Annotated in this window: 12 protein-coding genes; 9 read left to right on the top strand and 3 right to left on the bottom strand. The window is 65.4% G+C overall.

What is annotated here, in order from left to right; all coding sequences use genetic code 11:
- Positions 1-86: 86 nt before the first annotated feature.
- The 6 genes from CEY08_RS09490 (at position 87) to CEY08_RS30330 (ending at position 7,334) form a co-directional block, all read left to right on the top strand.
- On the top strand, positions 87-680 hold the full coding sequence (locus tag CEY08_RS09490; protein ID WP_042795243.1) for an amino acid synthesis family protein: 594 nt from the start codon (positions 87-89) through the stop codon (positions 678-680).
- Positions 677-1,465, top strand: coding sequence for an alpha/beta fold hydrolase (locus CEY08_RS09485; RefSeq protein ID WP_063960578.1), 789 nt, complete (start codon positions 677-679; stop codon positions 1,463-1,465). Before CEY08_RS09490 ends, CEY08_RS09485 begins: the two co-directional genes overlap by 4 nt.
- Positions 1,466-1,496: 31 nt before the next feature.
- On the top strand, positions 1,497-2,468 hold the full coding sequence (locus CEY08_RS09480) for a Bug family tripartite tricarboxylate transporter substrate binding protein (RefSeq protein ID WP_076817509.1): 972 nt from the start codon (positions 1,497-1,499) through the stop codon (positions 2,466-2,468).
- Positions 2,469-2,569: 101 nt separating this feature from the next.
- Positions 2,570-4,462, top strand: a complete 1,893-nt coding sequence (locus tag CEY08_RS09475) for a sigma-54-dependent Fis family transcriptional regulator (RefSeq protein WP_076818138.1) — start codon at positions 2,570-2,572, stop codon at positions 4,460-4,462.
- Positions 4,463-4,667: 205 nt separating this feature from the next.
- Positions 4,668-6,470 (top strand): NAD(P)/FAD-dependent oxidoreductase, encoded by a 1,803-nt coding sequence (locus CEY08_RS09470; RefSeq protein ID WP_076817507.1) that lies wholly within the window; start codon positions 4,668-4,670, stop codon positions 6,468-6,470.
- A gap of 582 nt (positions 6,471-7,052) precedes the next feature.
- The gene (locus CEY08_RS30330) at positions 7,053-7,334 is read left to right on the top strand and encodes an integrase core domain-containing protein (protein WP_076817505.1); all 282 of its coding nucleotides are present in this window, start codon (positions 7,053-7,055) and stop codon (positions 7,332-7,334) included.
- Between the two features lie 471 nt (positions 7,335-7,805).
- Here CEY08_RS30330 and CEY08_RS29800 read toward each other — a convergent pair whose 3' ends face one another.
- Both CEY08_RS29800 and CEY08_RS09455 read right to left on the bottom strand, forming a co-directional pair.
- Positions 7,806-8,195: a hypothetical protein gene (locus tag CEY08_RS29800; protein ID WP_126389536.1), complete on the bottom strand. Its 390-nt coding sequence runs from the start codon at positions 8,193-8,195 to the stop codon at positions 7,806-7,808.
- Between the two features lie 8 nt (positions 8,196-8,203).
- Positions 8,204-18,418 carry a hemagglutinin repeat-containing protein gene (locus tag CEY08_RS09455; RefSeq protein ID WP_076817503.1) on the bottom strand — a complete coding sequence of 3,405 codons (10,215 nt, stop codon included), beginning with the start codon at positions 18,416-18,418 and terminating at the stop codon, positions 8,204-8,206.
- A gap of 350 nt (positions 18,419-18,768) precedes the next feature.
- Between CEY08_RS09455 and CEY08_RS09450 the strand changes: the two genes are divergently transcribed.
- The 3 genes from CEY08_RS09450 (at position 18,769) to prpF (ending at position 23,333) form a co-directional block, all read left to right on the top strand.
- Positions 18,769-19,479 (top strand): GntR family transcriptional regulator, encoded by a 711-nt coding sequence (locus CEY08_RS09450; protein WP_063639530.1) that lies wholly within the window; start codon positions 18,769-18,771, stop codon positions 19,477-19,479.
- A complete protein-coding gene (gene acnD / locus CEY08_RS09445; protein ID WP_076817501.1) occupies positions 19,476-22,085 on the top strand; it encodes a Fe/S-dependent 2-methylisocitrate dehydratase AcnD in 2,610 nt (869 codons plus the stop codon). The genes CEY08_RS09450 and acnD overlap by 4 nt, the downstream gene beginning before the upstream one ends.
- 63 nt (positions 22,086-22,148) lie before the next feature.
- Positions 22,149-23,333, top strand: coding sequence for a 2-methylaconitate cis-trans isomerase PrpF (gene prpF / locus CEY08_RS09440; protein WP_076817499.1), 1,185 nt, complete (start codon positions 22,149-22,151; stop codon positions 23,331-23,333).
- 71 nt (positions 23,334-23,404) lie between these two features.
- Here the strand turns inward: prpF and CEY08_RS09435 are convergent, their stop codons facing one another.
- A complete protein-coding gene (locus CEY08_RS09435; protein WP_076817497.1) occupies positions 23,405-24,076 on the bottom strand; it encodes an ankyrin repeat domain-containing protein in 672 nt (223 codons plus the stop codon).
- Positions 24,077-24,134: the final 58 nt, after the last annotated feature.

Below are 24,134 nucleotides of genomic sequence, written 5' to 3'. Positions count from 1 at the left end.
AACTTGAGTTAATTTGGATTGTCAAAACTGCTTGCCGCCCCCAACAATGGCCGCGTCTTTCATCCAACCGGTACTGGAGCAGCGGTATGTCTTTGCAAGTGCGCAAGGTAGTCAGCTATGTGGAAAAAACCCTGATCGAAGGCGGCCGCGCGGCCGAGCGGCCGCTGGTGATGATCATCGCGGCGGCCGTGATCCGCAATCCTTGGGCTGGCCTGCCCTTCCAGGAAGACCTGCGGCCGAAGATCCTGGAAGCCGCGCCGCCTTTGGGTGAGCTGCTGGTTGCGGAAATCCTGCGCCAGGCCGGCTCCGCCGATCAGGTCGAGGCCTACGGCAAGGCCGCGGTCGTCGGCACGGCCGGCGAGATCGAGCATGCGTCGGCGTTGATCCACACGCTGCGGTTCGGCAACGCCTATCGTGGGGCGGTGGGCGGCACCAGCTACCTGAGCTTCACCAACATGCGGGGCGGTCCCGGCTGCGTGATCACCGTGCCGTTAATGCACAAACTCGACGAAGGCCTGCGCTCGCACTATTTGACGGTGCAAACCACCATCAACGACGCGCCGGCGCCGGACGAGATCGTGGTCGCCCTGGGCGCGGCCACGTCCGGACGACCACAACACCGGATCGGCAACCGCTATTCCGACCTGCAGGAACTCGAGCGCGAGGCGCAGTCCAAATGAGCGCGCATTTTCGGCGTTCGGGTCGCGGCGAGCCATTGGTGCTGCTGCATGGCGTAGGCCTGGACCACACGCTATGGGACGATCTGGCGCCCCTGCTGGAGCCGGACTTCGAGGTGCTGCGCTATGACATGCTGGGCCACGGCCACGCTCGCGCCATCGACGAGAGCGTGACGGTGCAGGACTTCATTGCCCAGCTGGACACGGAACTGGATCGCGCCGGCTGGAAAAGCGCCAACGTGCTGGGCTATTCCATGGGCGGCCTGATCGCCGGCGCCTATGCCGCCGCCCGACCGCAGCGCGTCACCCGGCTGGCCCTGTTGAGCACCGTTTTCCAACGCAACCCCGACGAAGCCCGTGCCGTCCTGGCACGCCTGGACGCGGCTGCGACGCAGGACCGCCAAGCCGCCGCCGAGGTCTCGCTGCAACGCTGGTTCACGCCAGCCTTCCAGGCCCGGTGTCCCGAGCGCGTAACTCGCATCGGCCAGCGCCTGCTGCATAACAACCGCGCCAGCTTCCTGGCCGCCTATCGCATCTTCGCGCTGGGCGACACGATATTGGCGCAAGCGGCGTCCGGTATCGCCTGCCCTGCCCTGGTGATGACGGGTGAGCTGGATGTCGGATCAACCCCGCGCATGACGCGGGAGTTGGCCAGCGCGCTACCGCAAGCCCAGGCCCAGGTGGTGCCAGGTCAACGGCACATGCTGCCAGTGGAAGAGCCCGCCATCGTGGCGGCGGCGCTGCAGGGATTCCTGCTGCAGGCGTCCGGGGCGCCCATCGTGCCCTAGCCCGCGTAGAGTGGATACGGAGACAAACAATATGAATCGCAGAACCCTCCTGAAGAACATGGCGGCCCTGGCCATCACGCCGCTGGGCGCCGCCCTCGGTGGCACGGCCAATGCGCGCGAAGCCCCCTTGCGCGTCATCGTCCCTTTTCCGCCGGGCGGCGGCACCGACGTGCTGGGCCGCGTCATCGCGGCAAGCCTGGAAGGCGCGCTGGACCGCTCCGTGGTGGTTGAGAACAAGCCCGGCGCCAGCGGCATGCTGGGCGCCGACTACACCGCCAACGGCGCCAAGGATGGCAGCGTGCTGCTGTTTGCCGGGCTGGTGCCCTCGGTGCGCTACTACGCCCGGCCGCCCGAGGACGTGCTCAAGCAACTGGCGCCCGTCTGCCCCATCGCGCGGTCGCCCTACATGGTCGCGGTGAACGCCGGCCTGCCGGCCAAGACGCTGGGCGAACTCATCGCCCAGGCCAAACGCGAGCCCAAGGCGCTGACCTTCGGCTCCCCGGGCAATGCCACCCCGCAGCACCTCGCTACCGAGCTGCTACAGGCCGCCTGCGGCATCGACATGCTGCACGTGCCGTACCGCGGCACGGGTCCGATGATGACCGACCTGTTGGGCGGACAGATCCAGGTGGTGGTGGCCACCGTGGCGGCGGTGGAGCCCTATCTGCAAAGCGGACGCCTGCGCGTCCTGGCGGTGACCAGCCCGGAGCGCCTGCCCAAGTATCCGGACATTCCGACGGTGGCGGAGAGCGGCCCCGCCGGATTCTCCGCGCAGATCCAGTTCGGCACGTATTGCGCGGCCGGCACTCCGGAAGCCGCCATCGCCGCGCTGAACCAGGGCATCAACCGCGCGCTGCAGACCGACGCCGTGCGCGCCAAGCTGAGCGAACAGGGCTTCCAGCCCACCGGCGGCACGCCTGCCCAGTTGCAGCAGGCGCTGCTGGCGGAAATACGCGACGTCGCCGGGCTGGTACAAGCCGGCAAGGTAAAGGTCGACCTGTAACTTCCCACCGCCCCATGCTGGATAACCAGCATTTACAGGCGTGTCGTCCTCTGTGCATGCTGGCCGTTGATCCGGCGCAGATCGGGCACCATGGAGACGACATGCCTAGCCAGGAATCCCTGCACTCGGCCCATATCCGCGAGATCGAGCAAGTCGGCCTCGGCCGGCCCACCCAGCGCGACGCCCACGTGGTGAGCAGCTGGCTGCGCTGCCTGGACCAATACCGGCTGGATCCGGCCCAGGCCTGCGAGGCCTATATCGTGCCCGACGGCCGGCTGCGCGAGCACCGCCAGCAATCCGAAGCCCTGATCTCGATCGCGCGATCGGGCCTGGACCACCTGTTCCGCCAGGTCGCCGGCCAGAACTATGTGTTACTGCTGGCGGACCGCCAGGGCGTGACGGTGGAGTTCCTGGGCGACGCGCAGCAGACCGCCAGCCTGCGCAAGGCCGGGCTCTATCTGGGGTCGGAATGGTCGGAGCGGCGCGCCGGCACCTGCGCCGTCGGCGCCTGCCTGGAAAGCGGCGAAGCCCTCACCATCCACCAGACCGATCACTTCGACAACACCCACACGCCGCTGTCCTGCACCGCCGCGCCGATCTACAGCGCCGATGGCGAGCTGGCGGCCGTGCTGGACATCTCGCTGCTCAGCTCGCCCATTCTGAAGGCCAGCCAGAACCTGGCGCTGCACCTGGTCACCAGCACCACGCGGCGCATCGAAATGGCCAACCTGATGGCGCGCACCAGCAATGAGTGGGTGCTGCGCTTCGCGCGTTCGCCCGAATTCCTGGACGTGGATCCGGAGGCTGCGATATCGCTGGATGGTTCCGGTCGCATCCTCGGCATGACGCATACGGGCGCCAAGCTGCTGGCCCGTGCCGCCGGACTGGACTGGCGCAATCCCGCCAGCCTGATGGGCCAGCCCGTCACCCGTTTCTTCGATGTGCAGCTCGACGACCTGCCGCGCTACACCCGCGCCCACGCGCCGCAGCAGCGCCTGATCGTGGCGCGCGATGGCAATGCGTTGTTTGCGCATGCCATCGAACCCAACCGGCACACCCGCGGCGCGAGCGTATCGGTGCGCGGCACGCCGTCCGCGCTGCGCGGCCTGGACGGCGGCGACGCCCGCATGGCGGCCATGCTGACACGCGCCGCCAAGCTTGCCCGGCAGAGGCTGCCCATCCTGCTGCAAGGCGAAACCGGCGTCGGCAAGGAGTACCTGGCCCGCGCCATCCACGACGGCAGCCAGCGCGCGGGCCGTTTCGTCGCGGTGAACTGCGCGGCGATCCCCGAATCTCTGATCGAAAGCGAACTCTTCGGCTATCTGCCCGGCGCCTACACGGGCGCGGCGACCAAGGGCCGCAAGGGCTTGATCGAAGAATCCGACGGCGGCACCCTGTTCCTCGATGAAATCGGCGACATGCCCTTGGCGCTGCAAAGCCGCCTGCTGCGCGTGCTGGCCGAATCGGAGGTGACTCCCATCGGCGCCAACGCGCCGCGCCCGCTGCGCCTGAGTCTGGTGTCTGCCTCGCACCGCGACCTTGCCACGCTGGTGCGTGAGGGGCGGTTTCGCGAAGACCTCTATTACCGCATCAACGCCGCCACGCTCACCGTGCCACCGCTGCGCGAACGCGACGACCTCGAATGGCTTATCGCGCGCCTGCTGGCGCGCCACCAGGACGAGTCCGGCGCCCCGGTGCTGGCGCCCGCCGCGCTGATGGCATTGAAGGCGCATGCCTGGCCCGGCAACATCCGCGAACTCGCCAACGCCATCGCAGTGGCCGCGGCATTGTGCGAGAACGGCGTTATCGAACCTGGCGACCTGCCCGACGCGCTGGCGCCGGCCGCGGCGGCCGCCAGCCCTGAAGAGGCGGCCTTGCGCGCCATGCTGGCCAGTTGCGGCGGCAACGTGTCCGAAGCCGCCCGGCGCCTGGGCGTAGACCGCTCCACCGTCCATCGCCAGATGCGGCGCCACGGGCTCGCCTCGCGCTCCTGAGGCATAACGCCCCGGTGCCACACCCGGGCGCCACAGGTGTGGCGCGGCGCCACGGGATCCGGCCCCGGCCCCCAGGACAACGGGGTTGGCATGCCAATTGCTTGATCGTTATCGACGCTCACCGGCCGGCACAGGCTGGGGCGCCGGCGGACCGCAACCCGGCCCGCCATGACAACGACGCCCGCCAAGGGCAAGGAGACAAGTCATGCAGACCGATCAAGCCGGCGCCACCCTGGGCGCCGTGCTCGCGCGCCTGAATACGGCGCTGGGCAACAAAGACATCGATGGCGTCGCCGCACTGTTCCAGGATGACTGCTATTGGCGCGACCTGGTGCTGTTCACCTGGAACCTCCGCACACTGGAGGGACAGGATCAAATTCGCGACATGCTGCGGCAGCAACTGTCGCATGTGGAGCCGGTGCGCTTCAGCCTGGACCAGAAAGAAGCCGTCTCCGACGACGCCGGCCTCCTGCAAGGCTGGATCGAAATCGAGACCAACCGCGCGCGTGGCTACGGCCACATCCGCGTCCGGGATGGCAAGATCTGGACTCTGCTGACCACCATGTCGGAACTCAAGGGGCACGAAGAACCCAGCGGCCTGCGCCGTCCCAAGGGCGCCGAGCACGGCAGCAGCCGCACCCGCAAAACCTGGCTGGAAAAACGCGAACAGGAAGCGGCCGAGCTGGGCTACGAGACACAGCCCTATGTGCTCATCATCGGCGGCGGCCAAGGGGGAATCGCGCTGGGCGCGCGCCTGCGCCAGCTGGACGTGCCCACCATCATCATCGAAAAGAACGAGCGCGCCGGCGACAGCTGGAGAAAGCGCTACAAGTCGCTGTGCCTGCACGATCCGGTCTGGTACGACCACCTGCCCTACATCCCCTTCCCCGAGAACTGGCCGATCTTTGCTCCCAAGGACAAGATCGGCGACTGGCTGGAGATGTACACCAAGATCATGGAGCTCACTTACTGGACCTCCACCGTCTGCCAGTCGGCGCGCTATGACGAGCAAAAGCAGGAATGGGAAGTCAACGTGCTGCGCGAAGGCAAGCCAGTCGTGCTGCGGCCAAAGCAACTGGTGCTGGCCACCGGCATGTCCGGCAAACCCAACATTCCCACCTTCCCCGGCCAGGACGAATTCCAGGGCGAGCAGCAGCACTCTTCACGCCACCCCGGCCCCGACGCCTACCGCGGCAAGAACGTGGTGGTCATCGGCGCCAACAACTCCGCGCACGATATCTGCGCGGCGCTATGGGAAGCCGGCGCCAACGTCACCATGGTGCAGCGTTCGTCCACCCACATCGTGCGTTCCGACACGCTGATGGACATCGGCCTGGGCGGCCTGTATTCGGAGCAGGCGCTGGCCAACGGCATGACCACACGCAAGGCCGACCTGACATTCGCGTCCCTGCCCTACAAGATCATGGCGCAATTCCAGATCCCGCTCTACGACCAGATGCGCGAGCGCGATGCCGAGTTCTACGCCAAGCTCGAGAAGGCCGGTTTCATGCTGGACTGGGGCGACGACGGCTCCGGCCTGTTCATGAAATACCTGCGACGCGGATCCGGCTATTACATCGACGTCGGCGCCTGCGACCTGATCATCGACGGCAGCATCAAGCTGCAGTCGCGCACCGACGTCAGCCACCTGACGCGCGACGCCGTGGTCCTGAAGTCAGGCGTCAAACTCCCTGCGGACCTGGTGGTCTACGCAACCGGCTACGGCTCGATGAACGGCTGGGCCGCGGACCTGATCAGCCGCGAAGTCGCGGACAAGGTCGGCAAGTGCTGGGGCCTGGGCTCCGACACCACCAAGGACCCCGGCCCCTGGGAAGGCGAGCAACGCAATATGTGGAAGCCCACGCAACAGGAAGCCCTCTGGTTCCACGGCGGCAACCTGCACCAGTCACGGCATTATTCGCAATATCTGTCGCTGCAATTAAAGGCCAGGCAAGTGGGGATGCCGGTGCAGGTCTATGGGTTGCAGGAGGTGCATCACAAGCAGTAGGTGCCCGGCGTCTCATGCTATTGGCGGGCCGCGGGGATGGGAGGGCTGCGGCCTAAGGGGAAGGTGCCGGAAGGGGATTGCTTTTTTTGGAGGTGTAGGCCGGTCGACACCCTCTTCCAACCCCGGCCTACAGCAGACAAGCGCGGTTAATCCGCGAGCGCTGCCTACTTCTCTGCGACTTGATCCGGGAAATGAAAAATCTCGGTGTAAAGCGGCTCGCTCCAGAAGTTCAGTCTAGCGCCTAGCTCGTCGCGAGCCCCCTTGTGGTCTTCAAGCAAACTCGCGTACGTGAGAAAAGTCTTTTCGGACTCACCGTACATGCGGTCGAAAGAACGAGACATAAGTATCTTTCCATCTTCGTCCTTGAGCGCGCATCTTCCAACCGTCCGGAACATTATTCGCGAGAGTGTCAGGATATTTTTTTTGGAAAATATAGCCTGACGCCTTTTTTTCCAGAAAGATCGTTGGCTCAGCTACGAGACCGACGGTCCATCGATAATTAGTCCTAGATGCTGTTGCCAACAGCCGTACGATATCGACACCCTCAACGCGCGCTGATCCATTCAGATCAACGCACTCAGCATGGCAGTGATACATGGCGGCGTTTCTGCAAATCATCTGGAGCGGAGCATAAGCAGGCGGGGAAACTGTTGGGACAACGCTGTAGCCGAGTCCTTCTTCGGTAGCCTGAAGAAGGAGCACATCAAGAAGCACATTTACTCGGACCGAGATGCTGCCGCTTTAAGCTTGGCCGGGCACATTGGTGATTTCCACAATTCAGTGCGACGACGCAGCTATCTCGGTGGTGGTAGTCCGAATGAATTTGAAGCTGCGCATAGCAAGCGGAAATTAGGTGTCCACTGAACCCTGGCAACTCCAGTCCGAGACCTTTCTTTTTTTACACCTTTCCTTTTTGGCGAAAGGCGGCTTTTTTCACTCGCATCAACAACCTACATTTAATCTGAAGAGCAATGTCATCCACTACCTCTTTGGGTCCGGAAACAGTGACCCGATAAAGATCTCTGCCTCAATCGATATTATTGCACCACCAAGCGCGACGATCTGACGCTCGACTTCTTGAGTCCCGCCCACCCTCCAAGATTTATCAATTTCAATGGCACCACCGTTACGAGAACAGCGCGAATTGCCTCTCTGAGAGCATCGTCGTACTCATCCCCTAGAACGATGACCGCTACTTCATTTCCCATCTTTCGAGTCCTAAATCTTTTCCGCCAGGACGACTTGCAGAATCAACACCCCCCCTGAAATTTAATTATTTCTTAGAAAATTTCATTTGACACAATTTTCCTTATGCCGGCACGGAACCCTTAGTCTTTACCCGTCACATAATAGACTACGTATAAAAAACAATCCATCTGAATTTCTTATTGCATAGACTTCTTCATATTGGAAAGACAACACAAAGCGAAACCTCTTAACCTCAGCGAAATTCTCAACAAACCGCTGAATATCGCACCAACTCGCGACTAGATTGGCACCTCGACAATGAAATGCTCCTCGCAAACCAACCTTCCAATCGACATCGCTCATCTCTTCAGCGACCACGCTCTCCGGCTCGCTGAGATAACGAATGGAAAATTGACAACCCGATTCGGTGAAAAGTGAATCGAGCCTTCCACCGCCCAACTCATAGTTACCACCCATTTTTAGGAAGATGTCGGCAATATCTTCGAGCGCCGCACCATTTTCGACCTCCAATGTCATCACTATACTCATTTAGAAACCTCGATAATTTTTAACTTCCCACCCTTAAGGACATATACACTTCTCAAACCTTCAACTGGCGTTGCTTTCAGCGCGCCCTCTATCTGGCTAAACGTCAAAGGCGAGTCCGCCAAATTGACAACAATGTTTCTCGCCTGCCTATCCACTTTCTCAGCCATTGTTTTCAAAACCGATATCAGGCTATTAGTTTTTGGAGAATAAACGTCCGCAAATTCACCATTTATTTTCAAGTCTGGATTAGCGGAATTTTTATTTATATTTGGCAACTGCTCAACTTGATATCCGGCCTTTGCCAGATCTATCGCAGCCTCATTCTGCCGTTCAATAGAACGTACCATGTCCGGACTCGCATTCTTAGGTGGAAGCTCAGGATCGCCCTTTAGAGAACCAATCTTCGGCAAGCTTCCGTTTTCTAATGTAGTGCTGGATGATTTAGGCTTACCGCTAACCCCGCCGTCACTATCTAGAGGTGACAATCCTTTCACCGCCGCAAAAACTACCGGCGATGCCATCATTGTCTCAACTACAAAACGGTCCACTCCGTTTGCGTAGTCGGGCGTGCCAATCTGGAAGCGCACCAGCGCATCCTTCAACGCCAACCGATCATAGGTATTGTCACGATTGGCCGTATCCAGCAAATCCATCCCAGCGATCAGCGGATCACTCAATCGACCGATAGCAGTGGCACGCCCCGCAACATATATCTCCCTCTCAAGCAACTTGTCCTGAACACACGGGTCGTTGTCCCCGCAAGCTGGTAGATCCTGCTCGTCAATAACCTTGATCCACCCGTCGAAATGACCAACTGCGCTTTGACATCCGCGATCGCCCACACATTCCGCCAACTCCTTAACCTTGGATTCGAACTTGGCGGTGTGGACGCTCGCATGGTCCTTCAGCGTGTTGTTCTCAACTTCAATACGAGCGGCCGTCGCACTTGCCAACATTTGCTCTGAAGAGAGCCCACTGGAAATAGCAGCCACGATGGAAACAATTAGATTCGAACGCTGCTCCTTTTCTTCAGCCCGAAGCCCGGCAGCACTGGGACCAAATGCCTTCTCCAAAAGGCTGTTCAGAACAATGCTTGCCGACGCGCCAACAGCCCCGGCGCCGCAGTTTGCACCCTGAACCACAGCTCCACCGCATGCCAATACAGCATGAAGCGCTACATGTCCTGGCGACCCCTCTCCACCGAGGGAGGCGGCAAGATCTTTGATCTGAGCTGCGCCCATGCTGTGCAGATAGTTCACTGCTGCTGATTGGGCGAATTGCCCTGCCCCTCCAGTCACGTTACCGCCTGCCGCCGCGCTCACGGCGGTAATGAGCAAACGATATCCGCCGTTGGGCCCCCACTTCGCGGCTTCCGCATATTGAGCGGCGAGTTGCTCCTTGCGAGCCCCTTCAGGCTCGGCATCCATCGCTTTCTTCAGCGCGTCCGCTTCCTTCGCCCGATTTTCTAAGAACTGCCCCGCCTGCCGTTGCGCCTCCGACGCAATCTCAAACCCCGCCTCGATCTTCTCCTTATCAAAAATCGGCTTCAGCGCATTCAAGGTGTCCGAGGCGTCCCGGTTCAACGCCGCGATCGTTTCCGCCGCCGTCATCCCCGTCCGATCCTGCTGCGCCGCCTCATCGCGGATTACGACCGTGCCGCCGCTGATGGCGCTTTGCGTGGTCGAGCTGCTGCTGCCCTTGGCGCCCACGACGATGGGTGTGCCCATGCCAAAGCCGCCGCTGCCAGTGGCGACGGACGAGCCATGCTCCTTGCTGGCGCCGCCCGCCACCTGGCCGCCTTTGGTCGTGCCCAGGCCTGAGTCTGCGCCCTTGCCGCCTCCGAAGCCGAAGCCCCCACCGATGGACACCTGGCCGCCGCTGTATTTGGCGCGGTTCTTGATGTCCTCGGTGATCAACGTGCCGGTGTCGAGCGTGTTCAGCCCTTGCGCCACGGCTTGGTCGCTGCTGGCGATGACGCTGCCGGCGAGCTTGGTCTCTTTCTTGACGTCGATCTGGAAGCCGCCGTCGCCGGCCCGCAAGCCCGTCTGTTCCATGACGGACTTGAAGTCGCTTTGCAATTTGCCGGCGCTGGCGTTGGCCGAGAAGCTGCTGGCGCCCTGGCAGTACGGCGGGATGCATAGACTCAGCCCGAAGCCTGCGCTCTGGTTCTTGGAGTCGTACTTGCTGCTGTCCTGCAAACTCTCCAGCAGCAGGTTGCCGCCGACGGATGCGATGATGCGATCAGCCTCTCCCGTCGCGCCTTTGAGGGTGGTGTCCCCGCCGGCTTGAATGGCCAGCACGTTGCCCGCGGTGATGAGGCTGTTGGTCCAGCTTTCGTCCTTGCCGTTGGCCTTGCCCCGGCCCAGCGACGCGCCCAGCTCCAGCGTGAAGCCATTCTGCTTGCCGCCCGTGGAGTAGCCGATGCCGATGCTGGCGCTGCTGCTCTTGCTGTCGGTCTGCTGCTCGAAGGCGTTGCGCGCGGCCTGCAGGATGACATCGCCTTCGGCCTTGAGCGCCACCTTGTCGCCTGCCGACAAGGTGGAACCGGTGACGGTGATGTCGGAGTCCTTGCCCGCGCCTTGGGCAACAATGGTCAGGTCCCTGCCCGCGGTGATCGTCGAACCATGGGCGCTGGACGAACTGCGATCCGTGGTGCTGGAACTCTTGCTGGTACCCAGGCTGAGCTTGATGCTCACGCCGCCCACTTGATCGATCTTGTTGCTCGACCCGGCCTTGGCGAGTTCGGCGGCCTCGGCCGCCTTGGCGGAGGCGCGCACGGCGTCGTAGGCGTTGACGGCAGCGACGCCGGCGGTTGCCCCGGCCAGGCCCTTCATGACGGTGTTATCCGTCTTGCCCGCGGCTTCTGCCATGCGTATCCCGGTCTGCACGGCACTCACGATGGGGTTGCTGGCGGTAAGCGTCAGCCCCGTCTGCTTGATCTCATGGAATTCCTTCTCCCGCGTGGTATCGAGCGCCGCGCCGATGTTCACCTCCTGGCCGATCAGCGTGATGTCGCCCTGGCGCGCGAGGACATTGCTGCCGGTAATGTCCAGCGCTTCACCGGCCTTGATGAGCGCATCGCCTTCGACGCTGCCGACGGTGCTGGCGGTGTTGAAGACTTTCTCGCCATCGATCCAGTCGGTCTGCTTGCGGGTGCCATAACTGAAGCCGCCCATTGCGCCGAAGCCGGACTTCTTGACCATCTTGTAGTCGTAGCGGTCCTCGGTGTTCTGGCCGGGCAGGAGGTTCACGTCGCGCTCGGCGGACAGGACCAGGTCCTTCTGCGCGCCGACATTCGACCCGGCCACGTTCAGGTCGCGCCCGGCCATCAGCACGGCCGTATCGCCCGTGAAGGTCGAGGCCTTGGCCTGTTCCCAGTCGCTGGAGGTGATGGTGTGCGTGGTCTTGGACGAGAGGAAGCGCTTGGTCTTGTAGCGGACCTCGTCGTAGGCCGAGCCGGTTTCTACCCCGGCGACCAGGTTGATGTCGCGCCCCGCGCCCACCGCCAGCTGCTTGCCAGCAGTGACTTCGGCCGCGCGCGCGTTGACGTCCTGGCCCGCGACCAACGTGAGGTTGCCGCCTGCAGCGAGGGTCGAGCCGACTTCGGAACTGGTGCTCAGGTCGTGGCGGTTGTTCTTGTTCAGAACCAGCGTTTCGCCATGGTTCTCCGTAAGCGTTTCCAGCGCGATATCCCGCCCAGCCTGCAGCCGCGCATCATCCTTGACCGAGACTTGCGCCGCGGTCAGCGTGATATCGCGGCCGGCCTGCATGTTGAGGTTGCCGGCATCGACGCGGGCCTCGCCGCTGACGTGCGTGCCCCAGGTGCTGCCGAAGTTCTCGGACGCCGCGGTGGACGTCAGCGCGATGTCGCGCCCCGCCTTCAGGGCGATGTTGTCGCCCTTGATCAGCGATACCAGGTTGGTCAGGTCCTCGCGCGCGGCCAGGTCGACGGTAGCGCCCTGGATCAGGCCGCCGCCCTGGTTGAGGATGTTGCCAGCGGTCATGACGGTGGCTGCGCGCGCGCCGATGGTGCCGCTGTCGGTGACATCGCCCTCGGCCGCCAGCTTGACGTTGCGTCCGGCCATGAGGGTGCCGTCGCCCTTGAGGTCGCCTTCGCGCACCAGCAGGTAGACCTGCGGGACCAGCACGGTCTCGGTGGTGCCGTCGGGCAGCGTGACGGTCTGTTCGACCAGCCAGACCAAATCGGTGGTGAGCTGGCGCTGTTGCGCCTCGGTCAGCGCGACGCCGAGCTGGATGCCGTTGCCGCGGGCGAACTGGGCGCCAGCGGCAAGCAGGGCCTTGTACTGGCTGTCGTTGTCGCTGTACGTGTCGAGGAAGCGCTGGCCGGTGGCGGCCAGGATCTGGTCGGACACGAGCTTCTGCTCGTAGAAGCCGTCGCCCAGGCGCTTGGGCTGGCCCGAAGGCGTCAGGAACATGGCGCCTGCGGGCACCTGGGTATCCCAATCACCCCACTGCACACCCAGTTGCGCGCCCGGCTTGACCAGCAGGTTGAGCAGGTAGTCGCTGGAGACGACCGGACGCTGCCCCACGAAATGCGGATCGGTCGCGACGAGGTAAGGGGCGTCCGCCCGGCCGTTGACCGCGAATAATTGGTTATCCGGGACGGCGGCCGGGTTGGAGACACTGCGCACCACGGTGGCGCCGGGCAGGCTGACGCTGGCGACCTGCACGGGCCCGGGCGCGATGCCGCCATGGCTGGCGCCGGGGCGGGAGCCGTTGAGCGGGACGGTGAGATTGCCGCCGGAAGTGCCGACCGGTAGCTCGATAGGCTGGCCCGCCAGGGTATTGCGATAGGCGCTGGTGTATTCCTGGCGGTCGCGCGAACGCGCCTGGGTGACCGTGGCGGTCCCGACCCGGGAGATGATGCGTTCGCCGCCCGCGCCGATATTGTGGATGGCCGGGCCGGCCACCGTGAGCGCGCCGCCCGCGGCGATCTGGCTCTTGTCGTTGGCGACGGCACCGGTGAGCATCATGGCCCCGCCCGACAGTATCTTGCCGGGGTCGGAGGACAGGGTGCGGGTCTCGCTGACGGTCTCCTGGACCTGGTAATAGGTAAACGTGCCGACCAGGCGGTTGTTGAAGTCGGCGTTGAACTCCCGGATGCGCGCGTCCAACGCCATATGCGGCGCTTTGTACGCGGCATAGGCTTCTTCGTAGACTTTGCGGCGCGCGGCTTCGGCGTCGCAGGTGGCGTGGTTGTAGCAAGCCCGCTCAGGCGCCGTCCAGACGGGCATGGGGCCAGACGGCGGCGTCACCCCGAAAACGGACCAGATGCGTTCGTGGGCGCCGTACCGGAATTTTTCCGGTACGTCCGAGCAGATCGCGCCCGCATCGCCGCCGGTGCCGTCACATACCGTGGTGACAGGCGTATAGGTTGGCGTGATCGGCGACGTCTTACCGCCCTTGCCCTTCAAGCTGGGCGCGTAGTCGAAGGGCGGCCCATAGCGCGACTCGGGGTACTTCGCGGACGGCAACAGGAACATGCGCTCCGGGTCGTCATTCAGCCAGGCCGGATCCTTGCTGCACATGGGCGTCACTTCGTCGCACAACCAGTGGCTTGCGGCGTCGTACATGTCGGTGGTGCCGGCCGGGGTGAAGTACACCTTGGGCGTGCTGGACACCTGTACCGTTACGCTGGCGTACCGGTCGTTCTGGTTGCGGAGGGACGCGGCAGAAATGTCGGCATTGCCGGCCGCCTCGATGGTGGCGGAGGCGTTCACAAGCGAGGCGGTCTGGCCGATGGCGTGGCCGCTGCCATCCAGCGCGCCGCCGATCCGCAGGTCGGCATCCGCGTGGATCAGCGCATGGTCGCGGTTGACCAACGACGCCACCCCCAGGTCCAGGTCGGCACGCGAGGCGATGACCGCCCCGCCGCTGCCTCCCCCATCCGCGCCGTTGACCAGCGCGCCCGCCTGGATCGACACGGCATCGCCGTAGATGCGGCCGGTATTGTCGACGTGGCCTGCGGTGATGCGGGTCGAGCCGCCGTCGATGAGGCCGGCGTTGGTCAGGCCCTGCGCCACCGCGATGGTGTTCACGCCCGCAGCCAGCAAGGCTCCCGAGGCCTGGTTGTTCAGCGAATCCGCCGTAATGCTCAAGTCGCGGCCGGCAGTGACGCGGGCGCGGTTATCCAGGGCCCCGCCGATCACGAGGCTCAGGTCGCGGCCACTGGAGATATCCCCGTCCTGGTCCAGGGATCCCGCGTGTTGCAACCCCAGGTCGCCCGCGGATTGCAGCGATCCGAGTCCTTGCAGCGCTTGCACGATGACAGTCAGGGTCCGGTTCGCGTGCAGCTGGCCGCGGGAGTTCCTGAGCGTGTCGGCGACGATGCGCGAATCGCCCAGGGAGGCGATCTGGCCGCCGGTGTTGTCCAAGTGGGAGGAGGTCAGGTTCAGGGCTTCAACGGCCTGGATATCCCCCGACCGGTTGTCGATGCGGTCCGCCATGAGGGAGACCACCTTGCCGAGCACGCCTGTCGGCGGCCTGGCGGCGTCCGGGATGCTGCGGCTGCCAAGACCGGCGGCGCCTGGGCCGCGGTTGTCGAGGCTGGCCGCGTTCAGGGCCAGCGTGTTGTCGGCCTGGATCAGGCCGCCGCGGTTGTCCAGCGCGCCGGTGGCGGTGATGGCAAGGTCATGGGCGGCGAGCGTGCCCTCGCGGTTGACGAGACGCGCCGCCTCGATGCGCGCATTGCCGGCGGCGGCGATCACTCCGCCGGAGGTGTCCAGCTCGTCATCGACCTTGATCGCGGCGCCGGCCGTTGTGGTCAGTTTGCCGCGCTGGTTGTAGAGATTGGCGGCAGCGATGTCCAAGGCTCCGCCCTGAACGACCGCATCACGGCTGTCCACGTCGCCCGGCGTCGACAGGGCGACCTTCCCTATCGCGGACAGCTTGCCGTCCGCCAGATTCAATCCACCCGCGGACAGGCTCAGGTCCGTGCCGGCGAGGCTGGCGCCGCCATGAACGATGGCGTCCGCAGTCAGCGTGATGCTGCCCGGCTGGTTGAGCGCGCCATCGGCGCCCATCCCTGCCACGAAACGGCCCGCGTTGGAAAGTGAGCCCGAGGCGGTGGCGATCAGGTCACCGCCTGCCAGCACCGAGCCGGCGTTGTCCAGCGCGGATCCAGCCCGCAGCTTGGCGCGCGTGTCCGCGGAAGCAATGCCCGCGTTAAGCAGCGCGCCGCCCGCGCTCAGATCCAGCGCCGCGCCGGCCTGCAGGCGGCTGTCCGCCGTGACGGCGAGCTTGTCCGCGGCGCTGACGACAAGGTTGCCCGCCTGCGTGGCGGTGATGCCGCCCAGCGTGGCGTCGGTGCCGGCCCGCAAGGTCATGCCTTGTTCGGCGGCAGCCGAGCCGAGCGCGGTCAACGCGCCTGCCGCTTGCGCGGTCAGCGCGCCCCCTGCCTGCAAGCGCGACGCCGCGCCCAGTGCGATATCGCCGCGCTGTGCGGTGAGCGACAGGTCGCCTTGCAAAGCGGCGACCGTGCCGTCAACCGTGAGGCTATCGCCCGCATCCAGCGATTGCGAACCCCCCGCCAGCAGGCGTCCGGCTGCCTGCAACACGCCTTGCGCGTTGGCGGTCAGCTTGCCGCCGGCCTGCGCCACCCCACTCGGCCCGACCGTCACGTCGCGGCCCGTCAGCGTCAGATTGGCGTGGGTGGCGGCGAAGCCGTCCGTGCGCGCGTCGCGCGCGGCGTCCAGCAGCATGTCGCCCACCGAACTAAGGACACCCGCTGCGTACAGGTCGCGATCGACGCGGGCAGTGAGCGTGCCCGCGGCTTGCAATTGACCGTTCTGCTTGACGATGAAATCGCGTGCGGCCGTGACTGAGGCATTGCCCAACGCGCGTTCGCCCAGCGCCGCCACGACGCCGCCCAGCAGGATGTCTCCCCTTGCGGCAAGCGCCAGGCCACCGCCCGCGGCAATGACGCCATCGGAATCCAGGTCTGCGCCTGCGCGGGCATTCAGGCTGTCCGAGGCCTGCAACCTGCCCGCCGCGCCGACTCGCAGGTTCGCGCCGGCGTCGGCCGTCAGCCCGCCTTCCAGCGCCGTGGCGATGCCGTCGAGGCGAATGTCGCGCTGCGCGCCCAGGACGATGGGCGAGCCGGCGGTCGCCGTGCCGGTGATGAAGAGGTCGCGGCCCGCCTGGGCCTGCAAAATGCCGCCCGCCGTGCGGGCACCCTGGAGAGCTCCGCCCACAGTGCGGGCACCACCCCCGGCACCCGCGGCGGTGCCTGCGGTACCTGCGATGCGCAAGTCCTGGCCCGCGCCCAGCTGCAGCCGCGAGCTGCCTTGCGCGAGCCCCGCTTCGCCTATGGTCAGGTTCCCTGCCGCGTCCGCGCGCAGGGTGCCGTTGGCGACCGCCTTGCCGTTGGCGTGGAGATTGCGCCGTGCGCGCAGGTCCGCGTCGGCCGTGGAGGCGAGGACGCCATCCAGAACCAGATCGCGCCCGGCGTCAGTGCGCACGCCCGGGCCTTGCAGTTGGCCACCCGCGCCCAGGCGCAGGTCACCCCCGCTTTTAAGGTCCAGGGGACCGGCATGGGCCAGCGCGCTGCCGTCCACGCGCAAGCCGCGCGCCGCCTCGATGCGCACCGCGCCATCGGCCACGGCCGCACCGGCCAGCGCCACGTCTTCGCCGGCGTGTACCGTCAGGCTACCGCCGGCCCGCAACTGCGCGCCGGCGTCGGAGACGGCGTCCGCGCCAGCCAGCATCTGCACCGTGCCCGAGGCGTATACCTGACGCGGCAAGCGCAAGTCGCGCCCCGCCAGCAGCGTGATGCCGTCCTTGGCGGACACCACGCCCCCCGCCACGGAAGCGCCGCCGTCTCGATCGCCAGGAGCCGCCGGCTCGGGGGGCTTGCCGGATTCCCCGCCGACATGGGTGCTGGAGCCGGTGCCCGAGCTCGCGCCCGAGGTCGTGCCCGAACCCGAACCCGACCCCGACCCCGAACCCGCATCCTCGCCGGCTCCTCCACCCGCGATGGCCCCCTGGCCGATAGGCGGCACTGCCGCGCCGCCCACCACCATCAGGTTGCGCCCAGATTGCACGCGCACGTTTTGATCCGAAGTCAGCAGGTCCGACGACAAGGCGAGATCCTTGCCGGCCGTCACGCGCAAGGCGCCTCGCGTGCGCAAGCTGCCCTGCGCCCCGACCGACGCGTCGCCACCGGCCTCCATGCTCAAGGACGCGCCCGCGCCGACAGCGCCTTGAACGGAGGCATCGCGCGCGGCAGCGAGCGCGACGGCCCCGCCCGCCTGCGCCGTGCCTTGCACGGTCAGGTCGCGGCCGCTATCCAGGCGCAGATTGCCGGCCGCCTGCGTGGCGCCGCGCGGCGCGATGCGCACGTCGCCCGCGGCAGTGAGCTGCAGGTCGCCCGTCAGCGCCACCAGATTGCCGCCGATATTCACGCCCACCCCGGCCTCGGTGCCGATCAGGCGCACGCTGTTGGCGTACATGCCGCCCAGCGCCGCGGTGTCCAGGGCGAGCTCGGGCGCCGCGCCTTGCCCAGCCTGGGCTGAGACATCCCCCGATGCGTAGTCGACCCGCGCCGCGCCCGCGCTTATGTTGAGCCGGTCTGCCCAGACGTCCGCATTGATTTGCAGCGTGCGCGCCAAGAGGTCTACCTGGCTGAGATTGGCGCCATTCAAGCCCGCGCCGTCGACGTGGATCTTGCCCGCCGCGATATCGAAGCCGATGCCGCCCTCGGCGCCCACCCGGGGCTTACCCGTGGTCAGCGTGGCACGGTCCGCGTTCAGGAAGCCGCAGCCGTTGCACGTGATGCCCGCGGGGTTGGCGACGATCACGTTGGCGCGGTTGCCGGCCACTTCCAGCGTGCCCAGCAGCTGCGAAGGATTGGGCGCGGTGACCTGGTTGAGGATGGTGCGGGCGCGCTGGTTGCCCAGCATGGGGTTGCCACCCACCTGGCCGGCCAGTTGCGTCTGGCTGGGCCCGCCGCTGTTGTTGAGCACCGCGCCGGACGGGCCGACGTTGAATTGCGTGTAGCGGTTATTGGAAACACCGCCCGCGGAAGGCGGCGCAATATTGATGACGGGCACGCCGTTGCTGACGCCCACCGAAGGCTTTGCGCCAGACACGTTCCTGTCCACCGAAATCGGCAGCGTCTGCGCCAGCACAGGCGAGCAGACTTGCGTGAAGACGACGGACCAGATGATCAGGGAGCGAAGCTTGGACATCATGCGCAGTGGGAGGAAATGCAGGCGCGCGGCGGCGGCATCAGGGTTCGAACAACGGACCTCCTGTTGTATGTGAGCCCCCGAAAAGGGGAAATAGGAGGAGTCCGATAAAGGCTTGCGCCCTACCGCATTGCGGGTCGCACCCCGGGGTCATGCCGCTTGCGGGCACATCCCCAAAACCGTGGAGGGGCGGCTGCCTATCCGTCGCTCCCCCCGCACCTGGACGAAAGCCGCAAAAGCATCATCCAACCCTTGCGCCGGGCGACGAGTCCAAGTAAATTGTTGACAATCCAAAGGACGACGGGACTTGAACGTCCATTTTTTGAATAATTTCAGGCAAGATTGTCAACACAATGAGCAAAGTGCTGACGCTGCCCGCGGCTGCCCCCGGCGATAACGAGACGCTCGCGGAACATATCTTCCGCAAGATCCAGTCCGCCATCGTCAAAGGCGAAATCGCCCCCGGCAGCAAGATTTCCGAACCTGAGCTTGCCCGTATCCACGGTGTCAGCCGCGGCCCGCTGCGCGAAGCCCTGCACCGCCTCGAAGGCCAGAAGCTGCTGGTCCGCGTGCCGCATGCCGGCGCCCGCGTCGTGTCGCTGTCGCAGCAGGAACTCTCCGAACTCTACGAAATCCGGGAATCGCTGGAAGGCATGGCCTGCCGCCTGGCGGCCGAGCGCATGCCGCCCTCGGAGATCGCCGAGCTGCGAGCCGTGCTGGAAGCGCACGAGCGCGACGAGGCGTTCCAGGCCGGGCTGGGCTACTACCAGCAGGAAGGCGATTACGATTTCCACTACCGCATCGTCAAGGGCAGCGGCAACCAGATGCTGTTCCGCATGCTGTGCGACGAGCTCTACCAGCTGGCGCGCATGTACCGCATCCAGTATTCGACAACGCCCAACCGCCCCCGGCAGGCTTATGCCGAGCATCACCGCATTCTGGACGCCATTGCCGACGGCGATGGCGAGTTGGCTGAAATCCTGATGCGCCGCCACATCCGCGCATCCCGTCTCAACATCGAACAGCAGATCGCGCAGGGCAACCTGCAGCGCACCGAGGCATGAACCAAAACTACCGCAAGCCCCTGCCTGGCACTCGCCTGGACTACTTCGACACCCGCGCCGCCGTCGAGGCGATTTCGCCCGGGGCCTATGACCGCCTGCCCTACACCTCGCGGGTATTGGCGGAAAACCTCGTGCGCCGCTGCGATCCGGCCATGCTGACGGACGCGTTGAAGCAGTTGATCGAGCGCCGCCGCGACCTGGACTTCCCGTGGTTCCCCGCACGGGTCGTCTGTCACGACATCCTGGGCCAGACCGCGCTGGTGGACCTGGCCGGCCTGCGCGACGCCATCGCCGACAAGGGCGGCGATCCCGCCAAGGTCAATCCGGTAGTGCCGGTGCAGTTGATCGTCGACCACTCTTTGGCCGTGGAATATGGTGGCGACGACCCCGATGCCTTCGCCAAGAACCGCGCCGTGGAAGACCGCCGCAACGAAGACCGCTTCCATTTCATTGACTGGACCAAGCAGGCCTTCCGCAACATCGAAGTCGTGCCTCCGGGCAACGGGATCATGCACCAGATCAACCTGGAGCGTATGTCCCCCGTCATCTACACGCAAGACGGCGTGGCCTTCCCCGACACGCTGGTCGGCACCGACAGCCACACCCCGCACGTGGATGCGCTGGGCGTGATCGCTATCGGCGTGGGCGGCCTGGAAGCCGAGAACGTCATGCTGGGCCGCGCCTCCTGGATGCGCCTGCCCGACATCATTGGCGTGGAACTTACTGGCCGCGCGCAACCGGGCATCACCGCCACCGACATCGTGCTGACCCTGACCGAATTCCTGCGCAAGGAGAAGGTCGTGGGCGCCTACCTGGAGTTCTACGGTGAAGGCGCCGCCAGCCTGACGCTGGGCGACCGCGCCACCATTTCGAACATGGCGCCCGAGTATGGCGCGACGGCTGCCATGTTCTCCATCGATCAGCAGACCATCGACTATCTGCGCCTGACCGGCCGCGAGGACGAACAGATCGCCCTGGTGGAAACCTACGCCAAGACCGCGGGCCTCTGGTCCGACAGCCTCAAGAACGCCGAATACGAACGCGTGCTGCGCTTTGATCTCTCCAGCGTGGTGCGCACCCTGGCCGGCCCGTCCAATCCGCACCGCCGTCTGCCGGTCAGCGACCTGGCAGAGCGCGGCATCTCTGGCGTGGTGGAAAACAATCCCGGCCAGATGCCCGATGGCGCCGTGATCATCGCCGCCATCACCAGCTGCACCAACACCAGCAATCCACGCAACGTCATCGCCGCCGGCCTGCTGGCGCGCAACGCCAACCGTGCCGGGCTGACCCGCAAGCCCTGGGTGAAGAGCTCGCTGGCGCCGGGATCCAAGGCGGTGTCGCTGTACCTGGACGAAGCCGGCCTGACGCCGGAACTGGAAAAACTGGGCTTCGGCGTGGTCGCCTTTGCCTGTACCACGTGTAACGGCATGTCCGGCGCGCTGGACCCCGTCATCCAGCAGGAAATCATCGACCGCGACCTTTACGCGACCGCAGTCCTGTCCGGCAACCGCAACTTCGACGGCCGCATCCACCCCTATGCCAAGCAGGCCTTCCTGGCCTCGCCGCCGCTGGTGGTGGCCTATGCCATCGCCGGCACCATCCGCTTCGACATCGAGCGCGACGTGCTGGGCCATGACGCCAGCGGCCGCGAGATCCGCCTGAAGGACATCTGGCCCAGCGACGAAGAGATCGACGCCGTGGTCAAGTCGGCGGTCAAACCCGAGCAATTCCGCAAGGTCTACGCCCCCATGTTCGGCATCCAGGACGACCGCAAGGCCGCGGTCAGCCCGCTGTATGCATGGCGCGCGCAGAGCACCTACATCCGCCGCCCGCCGTACTGGGAAGGCGCGCTGGCCGGTGAACGCACGCTGCGCGGCATGCTGCCGCTGGCCGTGCTGGGCGACAACATCACCACCGACCACCTGTCGCCCTCCAACGCCATCCTGATGGACAGCGCCGCGGGCGAATACCTGCACAAGATGGGCCTGCCCGAAGAAGACTTCAACTCCTACGCCACCCACCGCGGCGACCACCTCACCGCGCAACGCGCCACTTTCGCCAATCCCAAGCTCTTCAACGAAATGGTGAAGAACGAAGACGGCACGGTAAAGCAGGGCTCGCTGGCGCGCGTGGAACCCGAAGGCAAGGTCATGCGCATGTGGGAAGCCATCGAGACTTACATGGACCGCAAACAGCCGCTGATCATTGTGGCCGGCGCCGACTACGGCCAAGGCTCGTCGCGCGACTGGGCCGCCAAGGGCGTGCGCCTGGCCGGCGTGGAAGCCATCGTCGCCGAAGGCTTCGAACGCATTCACCGCACCAACCTGATCGGCATGGGCGTGCTGCCGCTGGAATTCAAGCCCGGCGTCAACCGCAAAACCCTGGGCCTGGACGGCACGGAAAGCTATGACGTGATCGGCGAACGCACCCCGCGCGCCGACCTCACGCTGGTGGTCCACCGCCGCAATGGCGAAACCGTGCAGGTTCCCGTGACCTGCCGCCTGGACACCGCCGAGGAAGTCTCGATCTACGAAGCCGGCGGCGTGCTGCAGCGCTTCGCCCAGGATTTCCTGGAGGCCTCCGGCGCCGACAAGAAGGCCGGCTGATACGCCATCGGCAAGGCGGGCGCTGTGGCGTCCGCCACATCCCCCCATCATCAGGACTGCCCCATGACCCATGCTCCCCAGACCAAGATAACCGCCACCTACATGCGCGGCGGCACCAGCAAAGGCGTGTTCTTCAAGCTTGACGACCTACCCGAATCCGCGCGCGTGCCAGGCGCCGCGCGCGACGCGCTGCTGATGCGCGTGATAGGCAGCCCCGATCCGTACGGCAAGCAGATCGACGGCATGGGCGCGGCCACCTCTAGCACCAGCAAGACCGTCATCATCGGCAAGAGCACGCGTCCCGATCATGACGTGGACTACCTGTTCGGCCAGGTGTCGATCGACAAGCCCTTCGTGGATTGGAGCGGCAACTGCGGCAACCTGTCGGCCGCCGTGGGCCCGTTCGCCATCACCAATGGCCTGGTCGATGCGGCCCGCGTGCCGCAGAACGGCATTGCCGTTGTCCGCATCTGGCAGGCCAACATCCAGAAAACCATCATCGCTCATGTGCCCATGACCGATGGCGCCGTGCAGGAAACCGGTGACTTCGAACTGGACGGGGTGACCTTCCCCGCCGCAGAGCTGCGCCTGGAGTTCATGGATCCGGCGGAAGAAGGCGAAGGCGGCTCCATGTTTCCCACCGGGCGCCTGGTGGACGACCTGGAAGTGCCCGGCGTCGGCACCTTCAAGGCCACAATGATCAACTCGGGCATCCCCACGATCTTCCTGGATGCCGAAGCGCTGGGCTACACCGGTACCGAACTGCAGGACGACATCAATGGCGACGCCGCCGCGCTGGCGCGCTTCGAGACCATCCGCGCCCACGGCGCGCTGCGCATGGGCCTGATCAAGACGCTGGAAGAGGCCGCCGGTCGCCAGCACACGCCCAAGGTCGCGTTCGTGGCCAAGCCTAGGGAATACGTGTCGTCCAGCGGAAAGAAAATCGGCGCGGGCGACATCGACGTGCTGGTGCGCGCGCTCTCCATGGGCAAACTGCATCACGCGATGATGGGCACGGCCTCCGTCGCCATCGCCACCGCCGCGGCCGTGCCAGGCACGCTGGTCAATCTGGCGGCGGGCGGCGGCGAACGCGACAACGTCTGCTTCGGCCATCCGTCCGGCACCCTGCGCGTCGGCGCCGAGGCCAAGCTCGTGGACGGCGAATGGAAGGTCACCAAGGCCATCATGAGCCGCAGCGCCCGTGTGCTGATGGAAGGCCGGGTGCACGTGCCTCGCGTCGGCTTCTAAACCGGGGGCAAGCTTGCCTGCATGAAAAACGGGGCGATATGCCCCGTTTTTTTTCGGCCTGCGCTGGCGTCTCAGCCCTTCGCCCCTGCTGCCTCCAGCAGGCGCGCAATCTCGGCCTGTCCACGCTCGCGCGCATGCCGCAGCGGCGTCACCCCTTTGCCGTCAGCCAGGTTGACGTCCGCACCGGCTTCGATCAGCCGCTTGACGATCGCCTGGTGGCGCGCGCCGCCGTCGCCCAGGATCACGGCTTCGAGCAGGCCGGTCCAGCCGAGGTTGTTCACGTGATCCGGATCCACGCCCGCGCGCAACAGCATGTCCACCACCTCGACGTGCCCGCGTTCGCAGGCGGGAATCAGGGCGGTTCCGCCGTAGCGATTGGTGCTTTTCAGGTCTGCGCCATGCGCCAGCGTCAGCGCCAGGACTTCGCGATAGCCTCGGGCGCCGGCCAGCAGGTAGGCGCTGTCATGGATAGCGTTCTGCGCGTTAACGTTGGCGCCGGCCTCGATCAGGGCGCGCGCCGCCTCGACGTGGTTGCCCTGGGTGGCGCGCAGCAACGGCGTATTGCCTTGCGCATCCCGAGTCTCTATGGCGGCGCCCTGTTCCAACAGCTGCTTGACGCGGGCAACGTCGCCATCGCCCGCGGCGGTCAGCAGCGACGTATCCGGGCTCGCGGCGCCGGCCGCGCCTCCCATGCTCAACAGGAATGCGGCTAGCCAGATGCGGCCTGCGCGAAAAATAGGCATTGATGTTTCCTCCAGATCAACAGCAGGGGTCCCGCCGGGTCGGCGGGACGCCACACGA

The organism is Achromobacter insolitus, from assembly GCF_002209555.1.
Lineage (GTDB): Bacteria > Pseudomonadota > Gammaproteobacteria > Burkholderiales > Burkholderiaceae_B > Achromobacter > Achromobacter insolitus.
Note: the sequence above shows the minus strand (reverse complement) of the source record. Positions and strands in the feature narration are given on the sequence as shown.

Excerpts from the sequence above, each read along its gene's own strand:
- CEY08_RS29800 (WP_126389536.1), bottom strand. The coding sequence starts at position 8,195 with ATGACATTGGAGGTCGAAAATGGTGCGGCGCTCGAAGATATTGCCGAC.
- CEY08_RS30330 (WP_076817505.1), top strand. The coding sequence starts at position 7,053 with ATGGCAGTGATACATGGCGGCGTTTCTGCAAATCATCTGGAGCGGAGC.
- CEY08_RS09475 (WP_076818138.1), top strand. The coding sequence starts at position 2,570 with ATGCCTAGCCAGGAATCCCTGCACTCGGCCCATATCCGCGAGATCGAG.
- CEY08_RS09490 (WP_042795243.1), top strand. The coding sequence starts at position 87 with ATGTCTTTGCAAGTGCGCAAGGTAGTCAGCTATGTGGAAAAAACCCTG.
- CEY08_RS09450 (WP_063639530.1), top strand. The coding sequence starts at position 18,769 with ATGAGCAAAGTGCTGACGCTGCCCGCGGCTGCCCCCGGCGATAACGAG.
- CEY08_RS09455 (WP_076817503.1), bottom strand. The coding sequence starts at position 18,418 with ATGATGTCCAAGCTTCGCTCCCTGATCATCTGGTCCGTCGTCTTCACG.
- CEY08_RS09435 (WP_076817497.1), bottom strand. The coding sequence starts at position 24,076 with ATGCCTATTTTTCGCGCAGGCCGCATCTGGCTAGCCGCATTCCTGTTG.
- CEY08_RS09485 (WP_063960578.1), top strand. The coding sequence starts at position 677 with ATGAGCGCGCATTTTCGGCGTTCGGGTCGCGGCGAGCCATTGGTGCTG.
- prpF (WP_076817499.1), top strand. The coding sequence starts at position 22,149 with ATGACCCATGCTCCCCAGACCAAGATAACCGCCACCTACATGCGCGGC.
- CEY08_RS09480 (WP_076817509.1), top strand. The coding sequence starts at position 1,497 with ATGAATCGCAGAACCCTCCTGAAGAACATGGCGGCCCTGGCCATCACG.
- acnD (WP_076817501.1), top strand. The coding sequence starts at position 19,476 with ATGAACCAAAACTACCGCAAGCCCCTGCCTGGCACTCGCCTGGACTAC.
- CEY08_RS09470 (WP_076817507.1), top strand. The coding sequence starts at position 4,668 with ATGCAGACCGATCAAGCCGGCGCCACCCTGGGCGCCGTGCTCGCGCGC.